The organism is Vibrio sp. J502 (assembly GCF_025397955.1).
GTDB lineage: Bacteria > Pseudomonadota > Gammaproteobacteria > Enterobacterales > Vibrionaceae > Vibrio > Vibrio anguillarum.
In genome coordinates this window covers 1,356,273-1,379,784 of record NZ_CP104554.1, presented here as the reverse complement: position 1 = coordinate 1,379,784, position 23,512 = coordinate 1,356,273, and the positions used below count along the sequence as shown (strand labels likewise).

Sequence of the window (23,512 nt, the reverse complement as noted above, 5' to 3'; positions counted from 1 at the left end):
GACCTTGCTGATGTGGTATAGCTTTGATAGTGAATCAATGATTACTAACAAAACGAGCGCGGATACTAGCACTCTATCTAAGATGGGGCAATAGAAAATCCCTTGCAGCATCGATTTATTGCAGTGTTACGAAGGACCGTGACAGTCTTTATTGCTTAATGTCGAGTTCGATTTCGTCCATTAAACCGGACGAAAAGTCAGCACCGCTTTTAACCCCCCCATGGTGCTAGTCGATAGGGTTAGCGTACCGCGATAACTGTGCGCCATTTCACTGACAATATTCAACCCAAGCCCAGATCCAGAGGTTGTTTCGTCTAAGCGCACGCCACGTTGTACCGCTTTAGCCAGATCTTGCTCAGCAATACCTGGGCCATCGTCTTCAATGTGGATTTCTACCCAGCCTTCTTCTCGATTTTTTGCGTGAACTCGAACCAAAGAAGCTGCCCATTTGTAGCTATTTTCCAGTAGGTTGCCGAGCATCTCGTCGAGATCGGTTGGGTCAACGGCAACCTCTAGATCAGAATCCAACTCATTAACTAACGTGATTTCACGCTGTGCGTAAATTTTGTCAAATGCCATAGAAATAGCATCTACCCGTTCGCTTGGATTGGCTTTTACCGCAAGAATATTCATTGAGCCAGCCATGCGCGCGCGGCCTAGATGGTAGTCAATCTGCTTTTGTAACTGTTCAATCGGTGTTCTGAGTTTCTGCTGTTGTGCGAAATCAAGATGATCGATCTCATTGCGCAGTACAGAAATCGGCGTTTTTAAAGCGTGAGAGAGATTGCCTGCATGATTACGTGCACGTTCAAGCAATTCTTGATAGTGGAATAACAGTGCATTCAAATCATTGACTAACGGAAAGACTTCTTTTGGGTACTCGTCACTGAGACTGGCTTGTTGACCTTTGCGCAATGCGGCCAGCTCTTTTTGCATTTTCCCTAACGGCCGTAATGACCAACTGACTTGCAAGCCAATCAGCACCAATACACCACTGAAGAGCAGACCTAGTATCATCCACAATTGGCTAATTACGCTGTTTAAAGTGTCTTGTAATGGCGCTTCATCAAGACCGATGGTAATGGTGATAGGAGAAGGGAAATCTGGTAAGTAGATGATTTGTTCAATGACGATCAGTTTTTCATCTCTTGCGCCTTTGACGATGCTTTTCAAGCCATGTTTTTCGCTGATAAGGCGCTTATCCCACAATGAGCGAGAACGAAGCGATTGATCATGGCTTGAGGCCGTCCAATAAAGGCCGCTGTAGGGTTGGCTAAAACGAGGGTCTGAAAGGCGCGACGACAGTACTAGATTTCCTTGCGGTGTCGCTTCCAAGTTCGCCGTGATTTCATCCATCGCTAAGCGTAGCTGACTTTGCACATCATTGACTAGGTAGTCTTTGATCAGTGTGGGAATGCCAATTCCCGCCGCTAAAATCATGGTACCTAACCAAAACGTTGCCGCGAGCAGTAAACGACTTTTTAAACTGAGGCGCTTTAAGGCCGAGGTTTTATTTTGCATTAAGCTGGTATCCCAGTCCTCTCACGGTTTTGATAATGTTGTTATTGATTTTTTTACGGATGCGGCCAATAAACACTTCGATGGTGTTGGAGTCTCTATCGAAATCTTGTTTGTAGATGTGTACCACCAGTTCAGTCCGTGAAATGACTTTGTCGGCATTGTGCATGAAGTAGGCAACCACTTTGTATTCCAGTGCCGTCAAGCTCACCGCTTGACCTTGCCACATCACTTTAGAGGTTCGAGTATCAAGGCTTAAGTCACCGATTTGCATCACAGGGGAAGCGTTACCTGATGCTCGGCGCAGTTGTGCGCGGATACGAGCGGTTAATTCCACCATCTCAAATGGTTTGGTGAGGTAATCATCCGCTCCTGCATTTAAGCCCTCGACTCGTTGAGTCAAACCGTCTCTTGCACTGAGGATCACAATAGGCGTATTAATGTTTTCATCTCGAATGCCTTTCAATACGGTGAGCCCATCGAGCTTGGGTAAACCGAGGTCGAGCACAATCACATCCCACTCTTCTGATGTAGCGCGATAGAGTGCATCAATGCCATCTTGTGATAATTCAGGCACCCAGCCGGTCTGTTCAAGCGCTTCTACAATTTGTTCCCCAAGACGAGGATCGTCTTCGACTACCAATATTTTCATGGTTATTCTCTATTTTTTGATGATGTCGCGTAGGTTCCTGCCACGAATAGCCATTAGTTCTAATGTGCTTGCATTATATTCTACGCGGATAACTCGGTTGTCATGCATCAGTTTTAATTCGTAGACCCATTCACCATCATCTTCATCTAACTCTACCTTGATAACTCGGCCATTGAGTTCTTTATCTATCGTGGCATAAAGCTCAGACAATGGATGAATTAAACCTTTTTGAACTGCCGCGTAGACCTCGTCTTGATCCTCATCAATCTCTACCTTGGTTCCTGGCTTATAAGTGTCTTGAACCCAATCGTGTACATCACTGCTCGCAGCTAAAGTGGGTAAGGATAATGATGAGAGCAGCAGTAAGTGTGCGAAAGCTTTACCCTTTTTGAACAACATGTTGCGCCCCCTGTAAATAAGATGAACAGAGTATAAATGACCTTACATGAATAGAAAGTGAATCATCGGTTTTGTAGCTCATCTTCAAAGATCTTATCGCGCATTTTCCAAAATCGTCCCACTTTTCGCGCAATGACAAATTGTGGTGGACGAAAACGGTGTTGATGAGCCACCACTTTGCTTGGTGAAGATTGATCAAAAGGGCGATGCTTATCGGCTAGGTGTGGTCGCACAAATTGGTCGTGGAACACCTGTTTCTGTTTCTTGGTGGTTAGTGGCCAAAATTCGTGGACTTGTGCATCGTTCTCACCACGATAGGTAACGCGCAGTTGCGCTTTTCCACTTGCATCTTTATGTACATTCAAATCCATTTCGATACATTCAAAAACCAATGCATCTTTGAGGTTGAGTGCTTCTTTGAGCTTTTTATCAGGGTCAACCAGTGTTGCGTCACATTCATGGCAGATACGTGCGGCGATATCGTTGTCAGCCCCACACTCACCGCAATATTTTGCTCTAAAACGGTAACCACAGTGTTCTCGTTCGCCACTTTCTTCGTCTGTAAAATAGCCTTGGCAACGTCGACCATAGTGTTCAAGCAAAAAACCAGCGGCATCGAGTTTACCCCAAAAGTTGTTATTAAAACCGCAGGCCGGACAGGGAATGGTAATAATTTCACTGTTGGGATCGGGCTTTGGCTCACCGACTTCTGGTTGATAAAGATCATAGTTATTGCCCGCATAATCCAATACCAAACATTCGGTTTTTCCTGCGGATAAGCGTAGCCCACGTCCGACAATTTGCTGATATAAACTGATGGACTCGGTGGGGCGTAAAATCGCAATCAGATCAACATGCGGAGCATCAAAACCTGTGGTTAATACCGACACGTTAACTAAGAATTTGATTTGGCGCTGTTTAAACTGCTTGATGATGGTGTCGCGCTCAGGGGGCGGCGTGTCACCAATGACGATGGCAGTTTCGTTATTGGGCAGTAATTGCACAATTTCTTGGGCGTGGCGAACGGTGGCCGCAAAGATCATTACTCCCTGTTTTTGCTGTGCTAGTTGGATGATTTGTTGAACAATCTGTGGTGTGGCACGTTTCGATTGCTCAATCACCATGTCGAGTTCGGCTTCTTTGTAGCGCCCAGTATTGGCGGGTTTTAGCTGCGAAAAATCGTAACTGAGCACGGGGGCATCAACCATTCGCGCTGGCGTTAAAAAAGCTTCATCAAGCAGATAACGGATCGGTAGCTCAAAAATACAGTCACGGAAGAAGCGAGGCTCCTCACTGCGCACTTGGCCACGAGTATGGTATTGATAAATCCAGCCCATGCCTAAACGATAAGGCGTAGCGGTTAACCCCAACACTTTAATCCCTGGGTTGAGCTCGCTTAAATGGGTGATCACCTTTTGATAGCTACTACTTTTCTCATCCGGTACGCGGTGGCATTCATCAATCACCAGTAATGAAAATTGATTTTTAAAGGCATCTAAATTGCGCACCACGGATTGTACCGAAGCAAAGACGACCTGTTGATCTGTCTCTTTTCGTCCTAAACCTGCCGCAAATACCGCGCCTTGCAAACCGTAGCCCTCATATTTGGCATGGTTTTGCTCTACCAGTTCTTTCACGTGCGCTAGTACTAAGACTCGTCCTTTGGCAAGCCTTGCCAGCTCAGCAATAACCAAACTTTTTCCTGCCCCCGTCGGTAGTACAATTACGGCGGGCGTAGTGTGATGACGAAAATAGTGGATCACGGCTTTGACCGAGTCCGATTGATAAGGACGAAGTGTGTACATAACTCGCGTTTTCTCTTGTTGAACGCTGGATAAAAACAGTGAAATAGATCAACTATTTCATTTTAGCTGCGTATAATACCTGACTTGATTTAGATGAGGTAATCATGCGGTTAGATAAATTTTTGTGTGATGCGTTAGGTGCGACACGTAAAGAAGCCACCAAGATCATCAAAAGTGGTGATGTCACAGTAAATGGTAAGACGCAGAAAAGTGGTTCATTGCAGGTGACGCAGGAGTGTGAGGTGGAGTGGCAAGGCCGTGAGTTAATCTTGCATGGTCCGCGCTATATCATGTTACACAAACCCGCTGGTTACGTTTGCTCACATGAAGACGGCTTCAATCATACGGCATTTATTTTGCTCGATGAAGTGAATGTTCAAGACTTGCATTTTGCAGGACGTTTGGATGTCGATACCACAGGTTTGGTTCTGATCACCGATGACGGTCAATGGTCTCATCGCATTACCTCGCCAAAACACAAATGCGACAAAACCTACCGTGTCTGGCTTGCAGACCCTATTGAAGCGAATTATGTCGAACAATTCTTAACGGGTATTGAACTGCGTAATGAGCGTGAGCCAACCTTGCCTGCGCAATTGGAAGTCGTCGGTGAGAATGAATGTTTACTGACCATTCATGAAGGCAAATACCATCAAGTTAAACGCATGTTTGCTGCTTTAGGCAATAAAGTGGTTGGCCTTCACCGTGAGCGCATTGGTCATATTGTGCTAGATGAGGCACTAGAGCCCGGTGAATACCGTTATTTGACTGACCAAGAAGTGGCTTCTATTGGGGCTTGAAAGGCCTAGCTTTACTGCAACTTCATTCCTTATTTATCTGGAGAACTATGACTTCATCTCAACCTGTTACAGCGAATAATACGCCGCACATTAGTTTTTTACTCTTCTTAGTATTAGGCGCGATTGGCGCATTAACGCCGCTGGCGATTGATATGTATCTGCCAGCCATGCCAGCGATTGCTAAAGATCTCGGTGTGAGTGCTGGAGCGGTACAAATGACGCTGACCGCTTATACCGCTGGTTTTGCGATAGGCCAACTATTGCATGGCCCGCTGGCCGACAGTTATGGCCGTCGCCCAGTGCTGCTGATCGGCGTATTACTGTTTGGTATTGCTGCCACTGTGAGTGCGACTACGCAAGGTATTGAAGCGTTAACGTATGTTCGCGCTGCGCAAGGTTTTGCTGGAGCAGCGGCGGCTGTGGTTATTCAAGCGGTGGTGCGTGATATGTTTGATCGCGAAGATTTTGCTCGCGCCATGTCTTTTGTCACCTTAGTGATGACCGTTGCCCCGTTAGCTGCGCCGATGATTGGCGGACACTTGGCCATTTGGTTTGGTTGGCGTTCGATATTTTGGGTGTTGGCTATTTTTGCCGCGGTGGTGATTGCTCTCGTGGTTTGGAAAATTCCAGAAACACTCAGTGCAGAAAATCGTCAACCACTGCGCTTTCGAAATACCATTCGCAACTATGTGCAGTTAAGCCGTAACCCAGTCGCGATGGGGCTTGTTTTTTCTGGTGCTTTCTCGTTCGCTGGTATGTTTGCCTTTTTGACCGCAGGCTCTTTTGTCTATATTGATATTTATGGAGTCGATCCTGATCAATTTGGTTACCTGTTTGGCCTCAATATTGTCGCGATGATTATCATGACCAGTTTAAATGGTCGAATGGTGAAACGAGTCGGTTCCCACGCCATGCTACGCTTTGGTTTATTGATTCAGTTGTGCGCAGGTATCGGGCTATTTATCGCGTGGTTACTCAACCTTGGTTTATGGGGTATTGTGCCTTTTGTGGTGCTTTTTATTGGTACATTGTCAACGATAGGCAGTAATTCAATGGGATTATTGTTAAGTGGTTATCCGAAAATGGCGGGTACCGCTTCTTCACTGGCTGGAACGTTGCGTTTTGGCACAGGCTCAGTGGTTGCAGCGATTGTCGCGATGATGCCTAGTGATGTTGAGTGGCCGATGATTGTGGTCATGACGGCGTGCTCGGTACTTTCATCTCTTTTTTATTGGACATTAGGAAGAAAGGCGTAATGTCAGAGTATTACCTCGAAATTCAACGTGTAGTGAATACAGCGCTGCAAGAGTTAACAGCAGAACACCAAGCGAATAAGCTGGTGAATGCGCCTTTAGCTAATAATCACTTTTTGGTGCATTGGGTAAGTAAGGCATTGAAAGCACAACGATTCCATCGCTGTGTGGTGGATGATTTAAATCGTTGGCAGAAAGCTGGACGTTCGAAAGGCAACCAATCTGAATTACTGTTTATCTTCAAACGCATCTCAGCATTTTACGGTCAGTTTTTTGCGCAAGAGGCGGATAACATCATTACCGATAAGAAAATTGACGCGTTTTTGGAATTCATGGAAGCGGCTCACTGGGAAGTGACAACATGTGATCCATTGGTGAATGAAGGCAAATTACAGCTTTTTACCGATGGGCAAAACTCATTGGCTTTGTGCGCAAATCAGTGTGAATCATGCTTTGATGGTGAACTGCTCGTGAAGCCGATGAACTGGTTTGTACGGGGCCATCATGCTGATTTCGTCGAAAAGGCCAGCAGTGCTGGCTTTATGGTGCATAAACGTACCGATTATAAGTCGAATGTGAAATATCATGGTGAGTATTTGATATACCCAAGCAACCATGGCGTGCAATTGGCTGAAATTCCATTAGGCTTTCCTATTGATTAGTATGGAATTGAAACCCAATAAGTTGCAGAGCTAGCGATTTCGCTAGCTCTTTTTTTGTGCCTTTTTGACGATGGCTTTGACCATGCCATTAAAAATAAAAAGGTGGGCAGGCATCATCGCGAACCAGTAAAGTAACCCTAAGAATCCTTTGGGGTGCCACCATGCGGTCACATTGAGTTCTCGCGTTTCGCCTAGATCTTTAATGGTAAATTCCAATCGCCCTAATCCTGGGCCTTTCATCCCAAAAAGAAGAGACAAAAACTGTTGAGGTTGGCAGCGGATCACTTTCCACGAATCAATAAAATCGCCAACTTGCAGTTCCGGGCCACAAGGGGAGCGGCGCACAGGTTTGCCACCACCGAATAAAAGATCGAGCCATTCGCGTGTACGCCATAGTGCATTGGCAAAAAAATAGCCTTCTTGGCGGCTGCCTATGGTTCGGATAACATCCCATAAAGCCTCAGCAGAAGCGCTGGTCTGAATCGTTGCTCCTGCCTGTTTAGGATAGTAGCCAAAACCGGGTTGCCAACGCTGTAGGGCACTTGGATCAAATCCCCACACCTGCGAGCGTGTAAATTCACCTTCATGCTCGATTATTTTGGTGACAACGTCACGATATGAGATCAGTCTTTGAGGATAGCGTGCTTCAATGGCTTGTGAGTCGGCAATGTAATCATGATCTAAACCGGCAAGTAGTGCTCTGCCAATATTAGAAGGGACGGAGGTGACAAGACCTAGCCAGTAAGAAGCCATTTTGGGGGTTAATAGTGGGGTAGACCATAACCGAAAAGGTTTCTGCGTTGCCTGACAAATAATGGCAAATTGTTCGCGGTAGGAGAGGGTGTCAGGCCCACCGACTTCAAATAATTGGTGTGCAACGGGCTGCTCATTGGCTAATTCAAGTAGATAATGATTGAGGTTTTCCAGCGCTATCGGATTTGCTTTGGAATCAACCCATTTGGGAGTGATGAGCATCGGTAAGTTGTAAACAAAATCACGCATGATTTCAAATGCGGCTGATCCCGGTCCAAGAATGACACCGGCTCTTAATTCGGTCACTGGTACAGGACTTTTCCTAAGTAGATCGCCGGTCATTTTCCGTGCTTTGAGGTGCTCTGAGTTTCCGGTTTGTGGCTGAATCGCACTTAAGTAGATCAGGTGTTTGACCTGGCTAACCTCAAGGGCTTGTTTAACGTTTTCCGCTAACGACAATTCATAGTCGACGAAATCATGTCCTTGCGCCATACCGTGCACTAAAAAATAAACCAGTTCAAATTGTGGGATAAGCGCAAGTGTCGCCTCTTTATCGGTAAGGTCTAAATAACGCAAGGTAAGGTTGGGATGAGATATGGCACGTGAGGTTAAGTAGTCAATGTGCCTAGCTGCGGCCGTTACTTGAAAACCTTGCGCTAATAGCAAAGGTAGCAGTTGTGAGCCGACATAGCCTGATGCGCCGAGTACTAACACTTTTTTCATGACGGTCCCTTCAAATAAGATGGTTAGATTATGCTCACAGACGTATAATAGCGACTTCATTTTTCCTGTGCTATCAATGTGTTGAATTTGAGGTGATCGGTTGTCTGTTTTTTCGCAAATCGTGTTACATACAAGAGGCGATTTTTTCCGTCGCTTAATGGCTATCGCTCTGCCGATCACCTTGCAAAGTATTATGTTTTCTAGCCGTGGTCTAGTGGATGTTTTGATGCTAGGGCAATTAGGTGAGGCTGAAATTGCTGCGGTAGGCGTTGCCGCTAGAGCAACTTTTGTCACCACCATCATGCTAGTGGGCGTGACAACCGGAGGCGCACTGTTAACAGCTCAGTATTGGGGCGCAGGAAACAAACAGGGCGTGCGAGAAAGTACGGCACTTACGTGGTTAGTCGCTAACCTATTTGCTGTAATGACGGTGGCACTATTTTTACTGTTTCCAAGTCAAATCATGGCACTAACCACGGATTCCGAGACCGTTAATGCGCTAGGTAGCCAATATTTGATTATTACCTCACTCAGTATGTTTGCTGTAGCTTGCGTCAGTAGTATGGCGGTAGGGCTGCGAGCGATGCATAAACCGGGGCTCAGCACGTTTTTTAGCGGTATTGGTATTGTTTCAAACGTGTTTTTAAACTGGGTGCTGATTTTCGGCAAATTGGGTTTTCCCGCAATGGGAATCGAAGGTGCGGCGATTGCTACCGTGCTCAGTGGTTTTATTGAAGTCGCGTGTTTATACGGTTACCTCTATGCCAAGAAACATCTGTTAGCGTTTGGAATTGACGATATCCGAGCCATCATTGAATGGCCTACCATTTCTCGTTTTTTGAAGCTTTCGTTGCCAACTACCTTTAATTTCCTAGCATGGGCAGGCGGTTTATTTGTCTATCATGCCATCATGGGGCAGAGTGGTGTGCAAGGCTTAGCTGCGTTATCGGTGATGACGCCAGTAGAATCAATTTCATTGAGTTTACTGATTGGGATGTCGAATGCGGCTGCGGTTTTAGTCGGTAACCAACTTGGCGCTAAGCAGTACGATGCCGTTTATTATCAAGCCTTGGGCTTAACTATCATCAGCCTTCTTGTGGGCGTGGTTGTCGCTGCCGCTTTGTATGTGGTGCAGATCCCTATCCTGAACTCTTTCACCGCCTTGACGGATGAAACCCGTGCTTTATCTGAAGAGTTTATCGTGATACTGAGCCTTGGCATCATTTTACGTTCCATTCCAATGACGGTGATTGTTGGCGTGTTGCGAGCTGGCGGTGACGTAAAGTTTTGTCTTTATCAAGATTTAGTCGCGCAGTGGCTGATCGGTATTCCGTTAGCCGCATTTTGTGCGATTGTGCTTGGGGCTAAGCCTGAAGCCATCTATTTATTGTTTCTCGTTGAAGAGTTGATTAAATGGGGCGGTTCTCTTTATCGAATGAAAAGCAAGAAGTGGATGCGAAATTTGATTGAAAATTAGACACAACGCAGTTAGCTGGTGCAATTTGATGCACATAATGTGATCCGGTATCCAAAATGCTTTCTACTGCAGGAGAATTAGTGTAGATTCACAATCCAATTTTAGTCGATTGCGAGCGATTTGATGTTACAGCTGACCAACCTGTGTAAAGGCTATCTAGATGGCGATGAATTTCATCCCGTGCTACAGGGGGCAGAGTTAACATTAAACCGAGGCGACCAAATCGCATTGATGGGTGAAAGTGGTTCGGGTAAGAGTACATTACTCAACCTTATTGCCGGATTAGATATTGTCGATTCTGGCGAAATTTGGTTTCCAAGTTTTGCCATGCATGACACGTCAGAAAATAAGCGTACCGCTTATCGCCGAAATAACATTGGTCATATATTTCAGCAGTTTAATCTTCTTCCCACCCTCAATCTCGCGGATAATATTCGCTTTTGTCGTCAGTTGAAAGGAATGCCGGAAGACCAAGGTTTACTGCGTCAAATTCTTTCTTCGCTTGATTTAATGCCGTTGCTAGGCCGATACCCTGAAGAGGTTTCTGGTGGGCAGCAGCAGCGTGCTGCGATCGCGCGCTCCTTGTACATGGAGCCTAAGATTTTATTAGCAGATGAACCAACCGGTAGTCTTGATGAACGTAATGCCGAGGCGGTGATGCGTTTATTGACGACCTTAACTCGCCAGTTGGATTGCACGTTATTATTGGTGACGCACAGTGAAAAAGTCGCGCAGCATATGGATGGTCGCGTACGTTTACAAGGAGGGTTGTTGCATGTTATGGCCCGTAGTTAAGGCGCTACTTGGTCATTATCGGCGTTATCCTTTACAAATCATCCTAGTATGGCTGGGTTTAACGCTTGGCGTTTCATTGTTGGTGGGAGTGACGGCCATCAACCAGCATGCTCGTCAAAGTTATGAACATGGCGAAAAGCTGTTTTCTAATCCATTACCTTATCGTATTCGTTCCAAGCATATTGCCAATAAAATCCCCCAAGGTTTCTATATTCAGTTGCGCCGTGATGGATTTTCTCAGTGCGCTCCTTTTGAAAACCATCGTTTGACGACAAAAAATGGCACGGATATTTCGCTGATTGGGCTTGATCCCGTCGCGATGTTGCCAACTAATAGCGGCCTTCCTTTATCGGAATTTTCGACATTATCATTGATGAATCCGCCGTATCCTATTTTGGTGAGTGTTGATCTCGCTCGTCTCCAAGGTTGGCAAACGGGTGATTTTATCGTGCTTGATGATGAATCAAAGTTAGGTCCTATTCAGATCGATCAACAAGATCTCATCAACGGCACACGCGTTATTGCGGATCTATCCTTGGTGCGAATGCTCAAGAAAAGTTCGGGCTTATCTGTTATTGCTTGTGGTGATATGCCGCCAGAGAAACTGAAAAGACTAAAAGATAATTTACCTAATGGTTTGACGCTAGTCCGTAGTTCTCGCACTGAGCTGGAATCACTCACGCGTGCTTTTCATCTCAATCTCAATGCAATGGGTATGTTGGCATTTTTGGTCGGGCTATTCATATTCTACCAAGCCATGTCTTTATCTTTAATCCAGCGCCAACCTTTAGTCGGGTTATTACGGCAAGCGGGCGTTTCTGGCTGGCAGCTTACCCAAGCATTGGTGATTGAGTTGTTTGGCATGGTCCTGCTTAGCTGGATATGCGGTAACGGATTGGGGTTATTATTGGCCAATCAACTTATCCCAGCGGTTTCAGCCAGTTTGGGTGACTTGTATGATGCTAATGTCGGTTTATCGATTAGCTGGAATTGGCAGTGGAGTAGTTACAGTTTAGCCATGGCGTTGATTGGTGCATTTGCGGCGTGCGCTTGGCCCCTCGTCCGGTTGCTAAAATCGCAGCCTATTCGTCTTTCGGCTCGTCTCTCTTTGCTTCGATTTGCTGGCACAGAATTTCGCCTGCAAGCCCTTGTTGCTTGCGCATTGACTGTCGCGGCGATTGCCGTGTATCAAGTTCCACAAACGCAACTTTCTGGTTTTGCAATTATTGCGTTGATGTTACTCAGTGTTGCGCTGTTTACGCCTTATCTTATTTGGACGCTCTTCAACAGTTTTTCCTATTCACTCGCTTGGGTAAAAGCGCGTTGGTTCTTTGCCGATGCAGCGGCCAGTATGAGCTATCGCGGTGTCGCAACTATGGCATTTATGATTGCTATGGCGGCGAATATTGGCATTGAAACCATGGTTGGTAGCTTTAGAGACACTACTGAAAAATGGTTAAACCAACGTTTAGCGGCCGATATTTATGTCTATCCTACCAACAGTTCGGCATCAAGAATGAGCAGTTGGTTGAAAGCGCAGCCTGAGGTCAATGATGTTTGGTGGCGTTGGGAAAAAGATTTCGCCACTGACAAAGGTGCATTGCAAGTGGTCAGCACGGGTATCTCCGATGGTGAGTTAGACTCGTTGACGGTTAAACTCGCTGTTCCTAACTATTGGTATGATTTACACCATTCAAAGAGTTTGATGATCAGTGAATCCATGGCGCTTAAATTAGGCATTAAGCCTGGTGATTTTATTGACCTTTCTGAGCCTTTGGGCCAAAAGTGGCAAGTCGTGGGGGTGTATTACGATTATGGTAACCCTTACCACCAAGTCTTATTGTCACACCAAAATTGGTTATTTGCGTTTGCCAGTACGGGAAATGTGGCGCTAGGAGTGGTTTTGCACGAAGGTGTGAATGACCAAGGATTAAAGAAGCGACTAGAATCGGTATTTAGGTTGGGCCCTGAGCGGATTTTTGATAACAATCACATCCACACTCAAGCGATGCGGGTGTTTGACCGAACCTTTGCCATCGCCGATACGCTCGGGCGTATTACTTTGTTGATTGCCGTGTGTGGTATTTTCTTTGCTACGTTAGCCGGAGAGGTTTCCCGCCAGCGACATGTTTCGCTACTGCGTTGTTTGGGTGTTTCTGGTAAAGAGCTGGTGGTGATTGGCAGCTTGCAGTTGTGTGTTTTTGGGGCGATAGCGCTCGTGATTGCAATGCCGTTAGGGCTTGCACTCGCTCGTCTTGTGGTGGACATCGTGATTAAACAATCCTTTGGTTGGACAATCCAACTGCAGTTGATCCCCGGGGAGTATTTGAAAACGGCAGCATGGGCGATGGTGACCTTGATGTGCGCAGGCGCAATCCCGGTTATTCGTTTGGTCAGAAGGCCACCGATTAGCTCATTTAGAGACGCGTTATAAATGATGAAACGATACCTCGTACTTTTGTGCTCTTTGTTGCTTGCTGTATTGTTCAGCCTCTATTCGTGGCACCAGTATTGGCAGGCACAGCAAACGATTTCAGAATATGCCGTTTCTGAAACAGCTTCTAAGCAAATGGATACATCATCAATATCGAAGGAGCACCCGTTCGAGTTCGTGCTTCCTAATCGCCCGGTACGACTTCCTCAAGATTTCAATTTTCATCAAGGTTTTGAACATGAGTGGTGGCATTACTTTGCGAATGTCAGTGATGAACATGGGCAGCAATATGGGATCCAGTGGAGTTATTTTCGTCTCGCTAACGAAGCTCGAGATGCTAATGGATGGCTTAGTCCTCAGCTTTATCTTGCTTATGTGGTGATCTCTTCAAAGAATGAAGTCTGGCGTGAACAGCGGATTGCGCGGGGCGGAATTGGTCAAGCCGGCTTAGAATTAAAACCGTTTAAAATGTGGATTGATAATTGGAACTGGCGCGCACCGGGGACGACTCCATTTCCTGGAGTATTAGATGTAGCGACGGACACGTTTTCACTCTCATTAAAAAATAACCTTTCCGGGCCATTTGTATTACCTGGTCAGCAGGGATACCAAAAAAAGCATGATTCACTCTCTTTAGCCTCATATAGTCTCCAAGCACCGTTTTTGCAGGTCAAAGGTGTGCTCAACTTAGGTGTTAACTCTCAACCCATTCAAGTCACAGGTAATGCATGGCTGAGCAAGGAGTGGGGTAATAATCTACTGCCTAACGCTAAACAGGGATGGGATAAGTTGTTCGTTAAACTCGATAGCAAAACAACCTTATTGGTTAATCGCTATCGTTATTTTCAGCAAGAGCCCTATTTGTTTGGGGCAATTGTGAAAGATTCGGGCACCACGATCGCACTATCTGCTGATGAAATTGATTTAGTTCCTGTCGTTTCTGCCGCGTCGGAGAATGAGCGTGACATCCCGTTACAATGGGTGGTAAACATCCCTAAATATAATATTCATCTGGTGACGAAAGCGGTGAATCGCGATTTGTGGTCACCCTTTCTGCTCCCTTATTGGGAAGGCCCCATTATCACCGATGGTAGTCATAAGGTGACGGGTTTCATGCAACTAACGAGCAACTAAGTTCAAATATTTGTGGAATCTAAAGGTCAAGTTGTTCTTGGCCTTTTGTGTTTTTGTGAACCTTTTTTATTTTGTTGTAAAATTGTTATGCATGAAAACTAATCAACAATGGGAAAATAGTGAAAACCAAGGAATATACGTTGTATTGTTATGCTTGACTCGGAAATTCCGATTCTTAATATCTGAACAAGCGATTTTTACTTCTATCAGCTACTGTATAAACTCTGTCATATTCATTTGTTAATGGTTTATTAACATGCATAACTATAAGGACGATATCATGAGTGATGTGATTCGCGACTTTTTCAAGATGGAATCAGCAGGTGGTATTTTGCTGGTTATTGCTGCTGCAATTGCAATGATGATTGCTAACTCACCGCTAAATGATGTTTACCAATCTTTTTTACATTCCTACGTGTTTGGAATGTCAGTGTCGCATTGGATCAATGATGGCTTAATGGCCGTATTCTTTTTGTTGATTGGTTTAGAAGTCAAACGTGAATTGTTGGAAGGTGCTCTTAAATCCAAAGAAACGGCTATTTTTCCAGCCATTGCTGCCGTCGGCGGCATGCTTGCTCCAGCATTAATTTACGTGCTGTTTACGGCTGGTGATGCACAAGCGATTCAAGGTTGGGCGATCCCAGCGGCCACTGATATTGCGTTTGCGCTAGGTATTATGGCGTTATTGGGTAAACGTGTTCCGATCAGCTTAAAAGTGTTCTTGCTGGCGCTTGCGATTATTGATGACTTAGGGGTTGTGGTCATTATTGCGCTATTTTATAGCGGTGATCTTTCTACCATTGCGTTAACCGTCGGTTTCTTAATGACTGGTGTGCTTTTTATACTAAACAACAAGCATGTTACCAAAATCAGCCTGTATTTAATTGTCGGCGCGATTTTATGGTTTGCCGTACTTAAATCTGGTGTTCATGCAACCTTGGCTGGTGTAGTGATTGGTTTTGCTATTCCGCTGAAAGGTGATAAAGGCGAATATTCTCCGCTAAAGCATCTTGAGCATGCGCTACACCCGTATGTCGCTTTTGGTATTCTGCCATTGTTCGCATTTGCCAATGCCGGGATTTCACTGGAAGGGATCTCCGTATCTAGCCTCACGTCAATGTTGCCTTTGGGCGTGGCTCTTGGCCTATTTATTGGTAAGCCATTGGGTATTTTTACCTTCAGTTGGGCTGCGGTGAAACTCGGTGTCGCTAAATTGCCTGAAGGGATCAATTTCAAGCATATTTTTGCCGTGTCAGTGCTATGTGGTATTGGCTTTACAATGTCGATTTTTATCTCGTCATTGGCTTTTGGACCGACCAATGCTGAATTTGATACGTTTGCACGGCTCGGTATATTAATGGGCTCGACCACTGCCGCGATTGTAGGCTATATATTGCTTCGTTTATCTTTGCCAAAAAACGCATAAGAATATAATCAGCCCTCCGTAATACGAGGGCTGATTCATTTTATAAACTAACCATTTGATTTATCAATATTCTTAATCAATAGAAAATTTAAGTTTTTATCGATTTATTGAAAATTATTGCCAGCGTAATTATTTTTTGATATTTTTCGCACCAATCTCGGGCAGTAGCTTCTGGGGGACACGCGTAATGACCATTCAGGCTGATTGTGACATTACGTAGGGTAGGTATCAGCAAGTCCTTTTGTTGATAGACGGGATACTCTTGCAGCGGGAGCTGCATGTGAATGGGAAACCCAACATTGAACTCATCATCACTTAACACACTGACGTTAATCAGCTTTGTACTTCCTCTATGCCCTGTGCTTGAAGACAGTTCTATCACCGAACCTTGATTCTCTGATTTAGTAATCTTTCATCGAAGACGATGAACCAATTTCCGTTTTTGCCTTTTGGCTAATACGGAGCTTATTGCTATGTCATATTTCCTTATATTCAAACCAAACCAAGGAAATAGGCGGAAATTTTCACATTCAAGGGGAAGGGAAATGAGCACAGCCTTTGAAGTCGATAACACTATCGCAAACATTTTTTCATCTCAGGTACCTGTTGTTGAAGGTATTTATGATCTCACACCGGACCAAATTCTACTCGATCAAATTGAGCATGAATCTGAAGTTCGTTCATACCCACGCCGTCTACCGATTGCCATCAAGCAAGCTTATGGTGCGTTAGTAGAAGATACGCGCGGACAAATTTTCCTCGACTGCTTAGCGGGCGCGGGAACGTTGGCGCTTGGGTATAACCATCCAGAGATCAACCAAGCACTGAAAGAGCAGTTAGATTCAGGTCTGCCATATCAGACATTGGATATGACAACGCACGCTAAAGACAAATTCATCAAGCAAGTAAAAGCATTTTTGCCTGAAGAGTTTGCAAAAAATTCCGCGATTCAATTTTGTGGACCTTCTGGTGCGGATGCCGTTGAAGCGGCTATCAAGCTAGTGAAGCAGACAACGGGTCGTAACACTATGTTTGCGTTTCGCGGTGCTTACCACGGTATGACCAACGGTACGATGGGCATGATGGGCAACCTGAATACCAAAGCTCGTCGCACAGGATTAATGTCGGATGTGCATTTTATGCCATTCCCATACAACTTGCGCTGTCCGTTTGGTTTAGGGGGCGATGAAGGTGCCAAAGCGAGCATTCGCTACATCGAACGTCTGCTGAACGATGACGAAGCTGGTATCATGAAACCGGCAGCCATTATTGTTGAACCTGTTCAAGGTGAAGGTGGCGTCATTCCCGCTCCAGCATTCTGGCTGCGTGAGCTACGCCGTATTTGCGATGAACACGGTATTTTATTAGTTTTCGATGAAATTCAATGTGGTGTAGGTAAATCGGGTTACCGCTTTGCATTTGAAGAGTCTGGCATTTGTCCTGATATTCTTTGCTTATCTAAAGCCATTGGTGGTGGTCTACCAATGTCTATTCTTGTGTTCAAGAAAGAGATCGATACTTGGAAACCGGGTGAGCACACAGGCACGTTCCGTGGTAACCAATTGGCCATGGTTTCTGGTGCGAAAGCGTTAGAAATTATTTTACGTGATAACCTCGTTGAACACGCTAATGTCGCGGGTCAGTACCTACGCCAAGGTCTTGAAGCCATTCAACGCAGAGTGAATTGTATTGCTGAAGTTCGTGGCAAAGGTTTGATGCTTGGCCTTGAAATTCGTAAACCAAACGGTGAAATGAACAAATTTGGCGAGCCAATGGCCGATGGCCAATTAACACTCGCTATCCAACGCGCAGCACTTGAGCGTGGGTTGATGGTTGAAAAAGGTGGCCGTGAAGGATCCGTTATTCGTTTCTTACCACCGATTATCATCTCATTCGAGCAGATCGATTTTGCCCTGCGCACTCTTGAAACGGCGATTTTAGCTGCAGGTGGCGGCGAGAAAGATCCAGAACCAGAAAACCAAGCGTGGAAGAAGCATTTTATCCAAACCGGTGAAATGGGTAGCAATGAATTTGCCGCTGTGATGAACCATGCCACTTCTGCGATGAAAGCTGTCTTTGAACAAGCCAAAGCGCCTTATTCAGGTTTGGATCCAAAGCAGCTTGAAGAAGCGATTTACGCGGTAGATTTGGATAACAAAAATGCGCCATTGAAGGATGTGATCTCTGAAATGGCAGATCTGGTAGCCAAAAATTCCATTATCGTTCAACACCCAGATTGTATTGCTCACCTGCACACGCCACCCTTGATGCCATCAGTAGTGGCTGAAGCGATGATTGGTGCATTAAACCAGTCCATGGACTCATGGGATCAATCGTCTTCTGCTACCTATGTTGAACAGAAAGTGATTGATTGGATGTGTGAGAAATACGAACTCGGCGCTCAGGCGGATGGTATTTTCACCAGTGGTGGCACGCAAAGTAACCAAATGGGTTTAATGTTAGCTCGTGACTGGATTGCCGATAAATTAAGTGGTCACTCTATTCAAAAGCTGGGCTTACCTGAATATGCCGATAAGCTGCGTATTGTGTGCTCGAAAAAATCGCATTTCACCGTGCAAAAATCGGCCTCTTGGATGGGGTTGGGCGAGAAAGCCATTTTGGCGGTTGATGCGAATCCAAACGGCACAATGGATGTCACCAAACTGGAAGCGGTTGTTGCACAAGCGAAAGCGGAAGGTCTTATTCCTTTTGCTATTGTTGGAACGGCAGGCACAACGGATCACGGTGCGATTGATGATCTGTCGACGATCGCGGATGTAGCACAGCAACATGATCTATGGATGCATGTGGATGGAGCATACGGCGGCGCATTGGTTCTAAGTAGCCATAAAGCACGTTTGCAGGGCGTTGAGCGTGCGCACTCGGTCAGCGTCGACTTCCATAAATTGTTCTTCCAAACGATCAGTTGTGGCGCGGTGTTGCTCAAAGATAAAAGTCACTTCAAGTATCTACTGCATCATGCGGATTACCTTAACCGTGAACATGATGAACTGCCAAACTTGGTGGATAAATCTATTTCTACGACCAAGCGTTTTGATGCATTGAAAGTGTTTATGACAATGCAAAACGTAGGCCCTAAGGCTTTGGGTGAAATGTACGATCATCTGCTAGAACAAACACTGCAAGTGGCAGATTTAGTTCAGCATCACGATGCTTTTGAACTCTTGGCTGAGCCTGCTCTCTCCACCGTGTTATTCCGTTCCGTGGATAAACAAGCGGTAGATTTTGACGAGTTGAACAAAGCGTTGCGTTTAGAAGCATTGACACGTGGTGTCGCGGTGTTGGGCGAGACGATTGTGGATGGCAAAACAGCGCTTAAATTCACCATTTTAAACCCATGCTTACAACTGTCAGATTTCAAAGCATTACTTAATAAGATTGAAGTACTAGCCTCTGAGCTAGCCAAGGCATAAAGGAATACAAACAACCATGTCTATTTTACAAATTGGCGCGGGAGGCGTTGGCTGGGTTGTCGCACATAAGGCGGCCCAAAACAACGACATACTCGGTGATATTGTTCTTGCTTCTCGTACTCTTGAAAAGTGCGAGAAGATCATTGAATCGATCAAAGGAAAAAATAACCTTAAAGATCCAACTAAAAAACTTGAGGCACGCACCGTCAAGGCGGATGACGTAGCCTCGTTAGTTGCATTAATTAAAGAAGTCCAGCCTGATCTTGTGATCAACGCTGGCCCTCCTTGGGTAAACGTGCCAATCATGGAAGCCTGTTATCAAGCCAAGGTTTCCTATCTAGATACATCGGTTGCTGTTGACCTTTGCTCTGAAGGTCAACAAGTGCCTGAAGCGTATGATCCTCAATGGGCATTTCGTGAAAAATTTAAGCAAGCAGGTATTACCGCTATTCTCGGTGCTGGTTTTGATCCGGGCGTGGTTAGCGTGTTTGCCGCGTATGCGGTGAAGCACCTCTTTGACGAAATCGACAGTATTGATGTGATGGACATTAATGCAGGCGATCACGGCAAGAAATTTGCGACTAACTTTGATCCAGAAACCAATATGTTAGAGATTCAAGGCGACTCTTTCTATTGGGAAGAAGGGCAGTGGCAGCGTGTTCCTTGCCATTCACGAATGCTAGAATTTGATTTTCCTCAGTGCGGCCAGCACAAGGTGTACTCCATGTCGCACGATGAAGTGCGTTCGATGAAAGAGTTTATTCCGGCCAAACGTATTGAATTTTGGATGGGTTTTGGCGATCGTTATCTCAACTATTTCAATTGTATGCGTGATATTGGTTTATTGAGTCCAAACCCATTGACGCTGCAAGATGGTACTGTGGTTCAACCACTTCAAGTGCTTAAAGCGATGCTGCCAGACCCAACCTCTTTGGCTCCTGGCTACAAAGGCCTGACTTGTATTGGTACTTGGGTGCAAGGTTGGAAGGATGGTAAACAGCGCAGTGTCTTTATCTACAATAATGCAGACCATGAAGTGGCATACCATGATGTAGAGCACCAAGCCATCGCTTACACCACGGGCGTTCCTGCCATTACTGCGGCATTGCAGTATTTCCAAGGGCATTGGGCACAAGCGGGCGTGTTTAACTTAGAACAGCTTGACCCTGATCTGTTTTTAGAAACGATGCCGAAATTAGGTTTGGATTGGCATGTTCAAGAGCTCGATATCGGGCAACCAGAGATTAAAATTCTAAAATAAGAGTTTTCGATAGTTAAGCCTATGCAGATGTGTCGGCTTTCTTCAATTTGAGAGTGATAAATAGATGCAAAAAAGCGAACTCCAAACGCCCTATTTTATGATTGATGAATCACAGTTGATCGCTAACCTAGAAATCGCGAAGCAGCTCAAAGAGATGTCGGGCGTCAAACTCGTCTTGGCTTTAAAATGCTTCTCTACTTGGGGAGTATTTGACATCATCAAACCTTACTTAGATGGCACAACCAGCAGTGGCCCATTTGAAGTAAAATTAGGTTACGAAACGTTTGGTGGTGAAACACACGCCTATAGCGTTGGCTACAGTGAAGCTGATGTTAAAGAAGTGGCCGATATTTGCGACAAAATGATTTTTAATTCGCAATCCCAGTTGGCCGCTTACCGTCATTTAGTTGAAGGCAAGGCGTCATTGGGTTTACGTTTAAACCCCGGCGTGAGTTACGCTGGGCAAGATCTTGCCAATCCCGCACGTCAGTTTTCTCGTTTAGGTGTTCAAACAGACCATATTGATAACTCAGTGTTCGATACTATCAATGGCGTGATGTTTCATATGAACTGTGAGAACAAAGATGCTGATGCGTTCATTGCGTTATTAGATTCGATCTCTGAGCGTTTTGGCCAATATCTGGATAAGTTAGATTGGGTCAGCCTAGGCGGTGGTGTGTTCTTCACTTGGCCTGGTTATCCGCTAGAAAAATTAGCATTAGCGCTTAAGGCCTTTTCAGAAAAGCATCAGGTTCAGCTTTATCTTGAACCGGGTGAGGCGATCATCACGAAAACGGCTGATTTAGTGGTGACTGTCGTCGATATCGTTGAAAATGGCATGAAAACAGCGATTGTTGATTCGGCAACTGAAGCGCATCGTTTAGACACACTGATTTACAAAGAGCCAGCGGCTATCTTAGAAGCGAGTGCGAACGGTGAACATGAGTATGTCATTGGCTCGTGTTCTTGCTTAGCGGGTGATCAATTTTGTGTGGCTTCATTTGAACAGCCATTATCGATTGGTCAGCGGTTGCATATCATGGATAGCGCGGGCTATACCATGGTGAAATTGAATTGGTTTAATGGCCTTAAAATGCCTTCCGTGTATTGTCAACGCAGTACAGGAGAGCTTCAGAAACTGAATGAATTTGGCTATGAAGACTTTAAACGTTCATTATCTCAATGGTCGGTAAACTGATGACAATAGGCCTCACCATACAGTGGGTGAGGCCTATTTTTGTAAAATCACACCTTAGAGTTTAAAGCTTTTCATTCTTTCGTCTAATTGGCGTGAAAGAGCGGCCAAGGTTTCACTCTCTTCTGCCAAATAGTTTGCCGATTGTGACATCTCTAATGCTGAATCGTTAATGCCACTGACGTTACGGTTCATTTCTTCGGCCACTGCACTTTGTTCTTCTGCCGCAGTGGCGATTTGAATTGCTTTATCACTCACATGCTGAATATGACTGACGATCAAGGAAAGATCGCTGCCTGCATTTTCTGCCCGCTCCACACTGTTATAAGCGAGATCTTGGCTTTTTTGCATCGCGTTTGATGTACTAACGGCCAGTTGCTGTAAGCGGTTAATGGTGGTTTGGATTTGGTCAGTGGAATGATGGGTACGGCTAGCTAAATTTCTGACCTCGTCGGCGACCACTGCGAATCCTCTACCTTGTTCTCCAGCACGTGCGGCTTCAATCGCTGCATTTAGTGCAAGTAAATTGGTTTGTTCAGAAATGCCGCTGATCACCGTGGTAACTTCACTGATTTGCATCACGCCTTCTTTGAGTTTGTGCACTTGCTCAGTAGCCACTTCCAGCTCTTTTGAGAGCGCTTTAATGCTGTCCACACTGGAATGTACGTCTTTATCGCCTAAGCCGGCTTCTTTGCTGGCATCCAATGTGTCTCTTGCGGTCTCTTCTGCATGGCCTGCAACATCGGCAACTGTCGCACTCATTTCATTCATCGCGGTTGCGAGCTGGCTTAATTGGTCACGTTGGCTGGTCACCGCTTGGCTAGTTTCTTCTGCAGAAGAAGCGATGCGAATGGCGGCCTCTGCAAGCAGGTTTGCTGAGGTGACCGACTCGGTTAATGCTAAACGCACTGCGCTTACACTGTCATTGATACGACATGCCACAATGCCAATCTCATCTTCTCCCATTACTGGGACTTGTGCGGTTAAATCGCCGCTTGCCACTTTTTTCATGACTTCTTTAATTGACTCTAACGGCATAATGATGGCTCGGCTGATGACCACCCCAAGCGTTGCCATCACAAACACAACTGCCAATGTCGCTCCTCCCATCTTGAGGATCTGTTTGTTGATCGCCTCTTCAATGTCATTGATGAGCATGCCTGAGCCGATAATCCAATGCCACGGCGCAAACCCGTGGACTGCCGATAATTTCTCTGCGGGTGTTCCACTGTTAGTCTGCCAAGGATATGTCAACGTGCCTTGTTGACCATTTTTGCCAAGTTCAACCATAGTGAACCAAAACTCGCCTTGCGTATCTTTTCCTGGGCTTCCCATCTGTTTGCCAACCAAATCAGTGCGAATCGGATGGGCAATGGTGTAACGAGACTCATCGATAGCAAAAAGATAGTTGTTGCTGTCAAAACGTGTGTTGTTGATGAGTATCTTCGCTTGTGATTTAGCTTCGTCTTCGGGGAGTGTTTTCTGAAGGTGTGAGATTTGTGAGAGGAGAGTATCGATAACTGCGTTCAACCTCGCTTCACGCTCTACGACTAAGTTACTTCTCAGCGCGCTAGTTGCAATGAACAGTAAGCTCAATAAGCCAACAATTGCAACCGCGATAATAGCGGTCAGCTTGTAGCTGACCTTAATATTTTCAAGCTTCAACATGACGTTACCACCATTAAAACAACCCAACCTTATTGCTGGGCATATTGGTTTACCTGTTGTACTTGAGGTTACCGTGATGTTGGTTACGTTTGATTGCCAGAGTCACAAGGTTTGTTAATACTC

Annotated in this window: 17 protein-coding genes; 11 read left to right on the top strand and 6 right to left on the bottom strand. The window is 45.4% G+C overall.

The features are described 5' to 3' along the window. Positions 1–180: 180 nt before the first annotated feature. The 4 genes from N5E84_RS06430 to N5E84_RS06415 all read right to left on the bottom strand — a co-directional run bounded on the left by N5E84_RS06430 (position 181) and on the right by N5E84_RS06415 (position 4,374). Positions 181–1,521: an ATP-binding protein gene (locus N5E84_RS06430; RefSeq protein ID WP_019282883.1), complete on the bottom strand. Its 1,341-nt coding sequence runs from the start codon at positions 1,519–1,521 to the stop codon at positions 181–183. Beyond that, entirely contained in the window at positions 1,511–2,170 is a 660-nt protein-coding gene (locus N5E84_RS06425; RefSeq protein WP_069211977.1) for a response regulator transcription factor, read from the bottom strand. The genes N5E84_RS06430 and N5E84_RS06425 overlap by 11 nt, the downstream gene beginning before the upstream one ends. Before the next feature lie 9 nt (positions 2,171–2,179). Further along, entirely contained in the window at positions 2,180–2,569 is a 390-nt protein-coding gene (locus N5E84_RS06420; protein WP_026028016.1) for a PepSY domain-containing protein, read from the bottom strand. Positions 2,570–2,631: 62 nt separating this feature from the next. After that, positions 2,632–4,374: a DEAD/DEAH box helicase gene (locus tag N5E84_RS06415; protein ID WP_019282882.1), complete on the bottom strand. Its 1,743-nt coding sequence runs from the start codon at positions 4,372–4,374 to the stop codon at positions 2,632–2,634. Between the two features lie 104 nt (positions 4,375–4,478). Here N5E84_RS06415 and rsuA point away from each other — a divergent pair, with 104 nt between their 5' ends. The 3 genes from rsuA to N5E84_RS06400 are packed head-to-tail and all read left to right on the top strand — an operon-like array spanning position 4,479 to position 7,089. Next, positions 4,479–5,174, top strand: coding sequence for a 16S rRNA pseudouridine(516) synthase RsuA (gene rsuA, locus N5E84_RS06410; RefSeq protein ID WP_017044313.1), 696 nt, complete (start codon positions 4,479–4,481; stop codon positions 5,172–5,174). Positions 5,175–5,221: 47 nt separating this feature from the next. Beyond that, positions 5,222–6,430 carry a Bcr/CflA family multidrug efflux MFS transporter gene (locus N5E84_RS06405; RefSeq protein ID WP_013857017.1) on the top strand — a complete coding sequence of 403 codons (1,209 nt, stop codon included), beginning with the start codon at positions 5,222–5,224 and terminating at the stop codon, positions 6,428–6,430. Then, entirely contained in the window at positions 6,430–7,089 is a 660-nt protein-coding gene (locus tag N5E84_RS06400) for a DUF2913 family protein (protein ID WP_017044311.1), read from the top strand. The genes N5E84_RS06405 and N5E84_RS06400 overlap by 1 nt, the downstream gene beginning before the upstream one ends. Before the next feature lie 42 nt (positions 7,090–7,131). On the opposite strand, the gene N5E84_RS06395 is transcribed toward N5E84_RS06400, so the two are convergent. Continuing rightward, on the bottom strand, positions 7,132–8,625 hold the full coding sequence (locus N5E84_RS06395; protein WP_019282881.1) for a DUF2867 domain-containing protein: 1,494 nt from the start codon (positions 8,623–8,625) through the stop codon (positions 7,132–7,134). Between the two features lie 40 nt (positions 8,626–8,665). Between N5E84_RS06395 and N5E84_RS06390 the strand changes: the two genes are divergently transcribed. The 8 genes from N5E84_RS06390 to nspC all read left to right on the top strand — a co-directional run bounded on the left by N5E84_RS06390 (position 8,666) and on the right by nspC (position 21,724). After that, on the top strand, positions 8,666–10,042 hold the full coding sequence (locus tag N5E84_RS06390) for an MATE family efflux transporter (protein ID WP_047689207.1): 1,377 nt from the start codon (positions 8,666–8,668) through the stop codon (positions 10,040–10,042). Positions 10,043–10,165: 123 nt separating this feature from the next. Continuing rightward, on the top strand, positions 10,166–10,837 hold the full coding sequence (locus N5E84_RS06385) for an ABC transporter ATP-binding protein (protein WP_013857013.1): 672 nt from the start codon (positions 10,166–10,168) through the stop codon (positions 10,835–10,837). Further along, positions 10,818–13,271: an FtsX-like permease family protein gene (locus N5E84_RS06380; protein ID WP_013857012.1), complete on the top strand. Its 2,454-nt coding sequence runs from the start codon at positions 10,818–10,820 to the stop codon at positions 13,269–13,271. Before N5E84_RS06385 ends, N5E84_RS06380 begins: the two co-directional genes overlap by 20 nt. After that, positions 13,272–14,405 (top strand): lipocalin-like domain-containing protein, encoded by a 1,134-nt coding sequence (locus N5E84_RS06375; RefSeq protein WP_069211976.1) that lies wholly within the window; start codon positions 13,272–13,274, stop codon positions 14,403–14,405. Between the two features lie 280 nt (positions 14,406–14,685). Further along, positions 14,686–15,831, top strand: coding sequence for a Na+/H+ antiporter NhaA (gene nhaA, locus N5E84_RS06370; protein WP_026027720.1), 1,146 nt, complete (start codon positions 14,686–14,688; stop codon positions 15,829–15,831). A 545-nt stretch (positions 15,832–16,376) separates the two neighbouring features. Continuing rightward, positions 16,377–19,265 (top strand): pyridoxal phosphate-dependent class III aminotransferase, encoded by a 2,889-nt coding sequence (locus tag N5E84_RS06365; protein WP_029388371.1) that lies wholly within the window; start codon positions 16,377–16,379, stop codon positions 19,263–19,265. 16 nt (positions 19,266–19,281) lie between these two features. Beyond that, on the top strand, positions 19,282–20,526 hold the full coding sequence (locus tag N5E84_RS06360) for a carboxynorspermidine synthase (RefSeq protein ID WP_017044304.1): 1,245 nt from the start codon (positions 19,282–19,284) through the stop codon (positions 20,524–20,526). 64 nt (positions 20,527–20,590) lie between these two features. After that, a complete protein-coding gene (gene nspC / locus N5E84_RS06355) occupies positions 20,591–21,724 on the top strand; it encodes a carboxynorspermidine decarboxylase (protein WP_017046172.1) in 1,134 nt (377 codons plus the stop codon). 54 nt (positions 21,725–21,778) lie between these two features. Here the strand turns inward: nspC and N5E84_RS06350 are convergent, their stop codons facing one another. Further along, positions 21,779–23,389 carry a methyl-accepting chemotaxis protein gene (locus N5E84_RS06350; protein ID WP_026027718.1) on the bottom strand — a complete coding sequence of 537 codons (1,611 nt, stop codon included), beginning with the start codon at positions 23,387–23,389 and terminating at the stop codon, positions 21,779–21,781. Positions 23,390–23,512 lie beyond the last annotated feature (123 nt).

Bases quoted from the DNA above. Each gene is read 5' to 3' on its own strand.
- N5E84_RS06430 (WP_019282883.1), bottom strand. From the start codon at position 1,521: ATGCAAAATAAAACCTCGGCCTTAAAGCGCCTCAGTTTAAAAAGTCGT.
- N5E84_RS06425 (WP_069211977.1), bottom strand. From the start codon at position 2,170: ATGAAAATATTGGTAGTCGAAGACGATCCTCGTCTTGGGGAACAAATT.
- N5E84_RS06420 (WP_026028016.1), bottom strand. From the start codon at position 2,569: ATGTTGTTCAAAAAGGGTAAAGCTTTCGCACACTTACTGCTGCTCTCA.
- N5E84_RS06415 (WP_019282882.1), bottom strand. From the start codon at position 4,374: ATGTACACACTTCGTCCTTATCAATCGGACTCGGTCAAAGCCGTGATC.
- rsuA (WP_017044313.1), top strand. From the start codon at position 4,479: ATGCGGTTAGATAAATTTTTGTGTGATGCGTTAGGTGCGACACGTAAA.
- N5E84_RS06405 (WP_013857017.1), top strand. From the start codon at position 5,222: ATGACTTCATCTCAACCTGTTACAGCGAATAATACGCCGCACATTAGT.
- N5E84_RS06400 (WP_017044311.1), top strand. From the start codon at position 6,430: ATGTCAGAGTATTACCTCGAAATTCAACGTGTAGTGAATACAGCGCTG.
- N5E84_RS06395 (WP_019282881.1), bottom strand. From the start codon at position 8,625: ATGAAGTCGCTATTATACGTCTGTGAGCATAATCTAACCATCTTATTT.
- N5E84_RS06385 (WP_013857013.1), top strand. From the start codon at position 10,166: ATGTTACAGCTGACCAACCTGTGTAAAGGCTATCTAGATGGCGATGAA.
- N5E84_RS06380 (WP_013857012.1), top strand. From the start codon at position 10,818: ATGTTATGGCCCGTAGTTAAGGCGCTACTTGGTCATTATCGGCGTTAT.
- N5E84_RS06375 (WP_069211976.1), top strand. From the start codon at position 13,272: ATGATGAAACGATACCTCGTACTTTTGTGCTCTTTGTTGCTTGCTGTA.
- nhaA (WP_026027720.1), top strand. From the start codon at position 14,686: ATGAGTGATGTGATTCGCGACTTTTTCAAGATGGAATCAGCAGGTGGT.
- N5E84_RS06365 (WP_029388371.1), top strand. From the start codon at position 16,377: ATGAGCACAGCCTTTGAAGTCGATAACACTATCGCAAACATTTTTTCA.
- N5E84_RS06360 (WP_017044304.1), top strand. From the start codon at position 19,282: ATGTCTATTTTACAAATTGGCGCGGGAGGCGTTGGCTGGGTTGTCGCA.
- nspC (WP_017046172.1), top strand. From the start codon at position 20,591: ATGCAAAAAAGCGAACTCCAAACGCCCTATTTTATGATTGATGAATCA.
- N5E84_RS06350 (WP_026027718.1), bottom strand. From the start codon at position 23,389: ATGTTGAAGCTTGAAAATATTAAGGTCAGCTACAAGCTGACCGCTATT.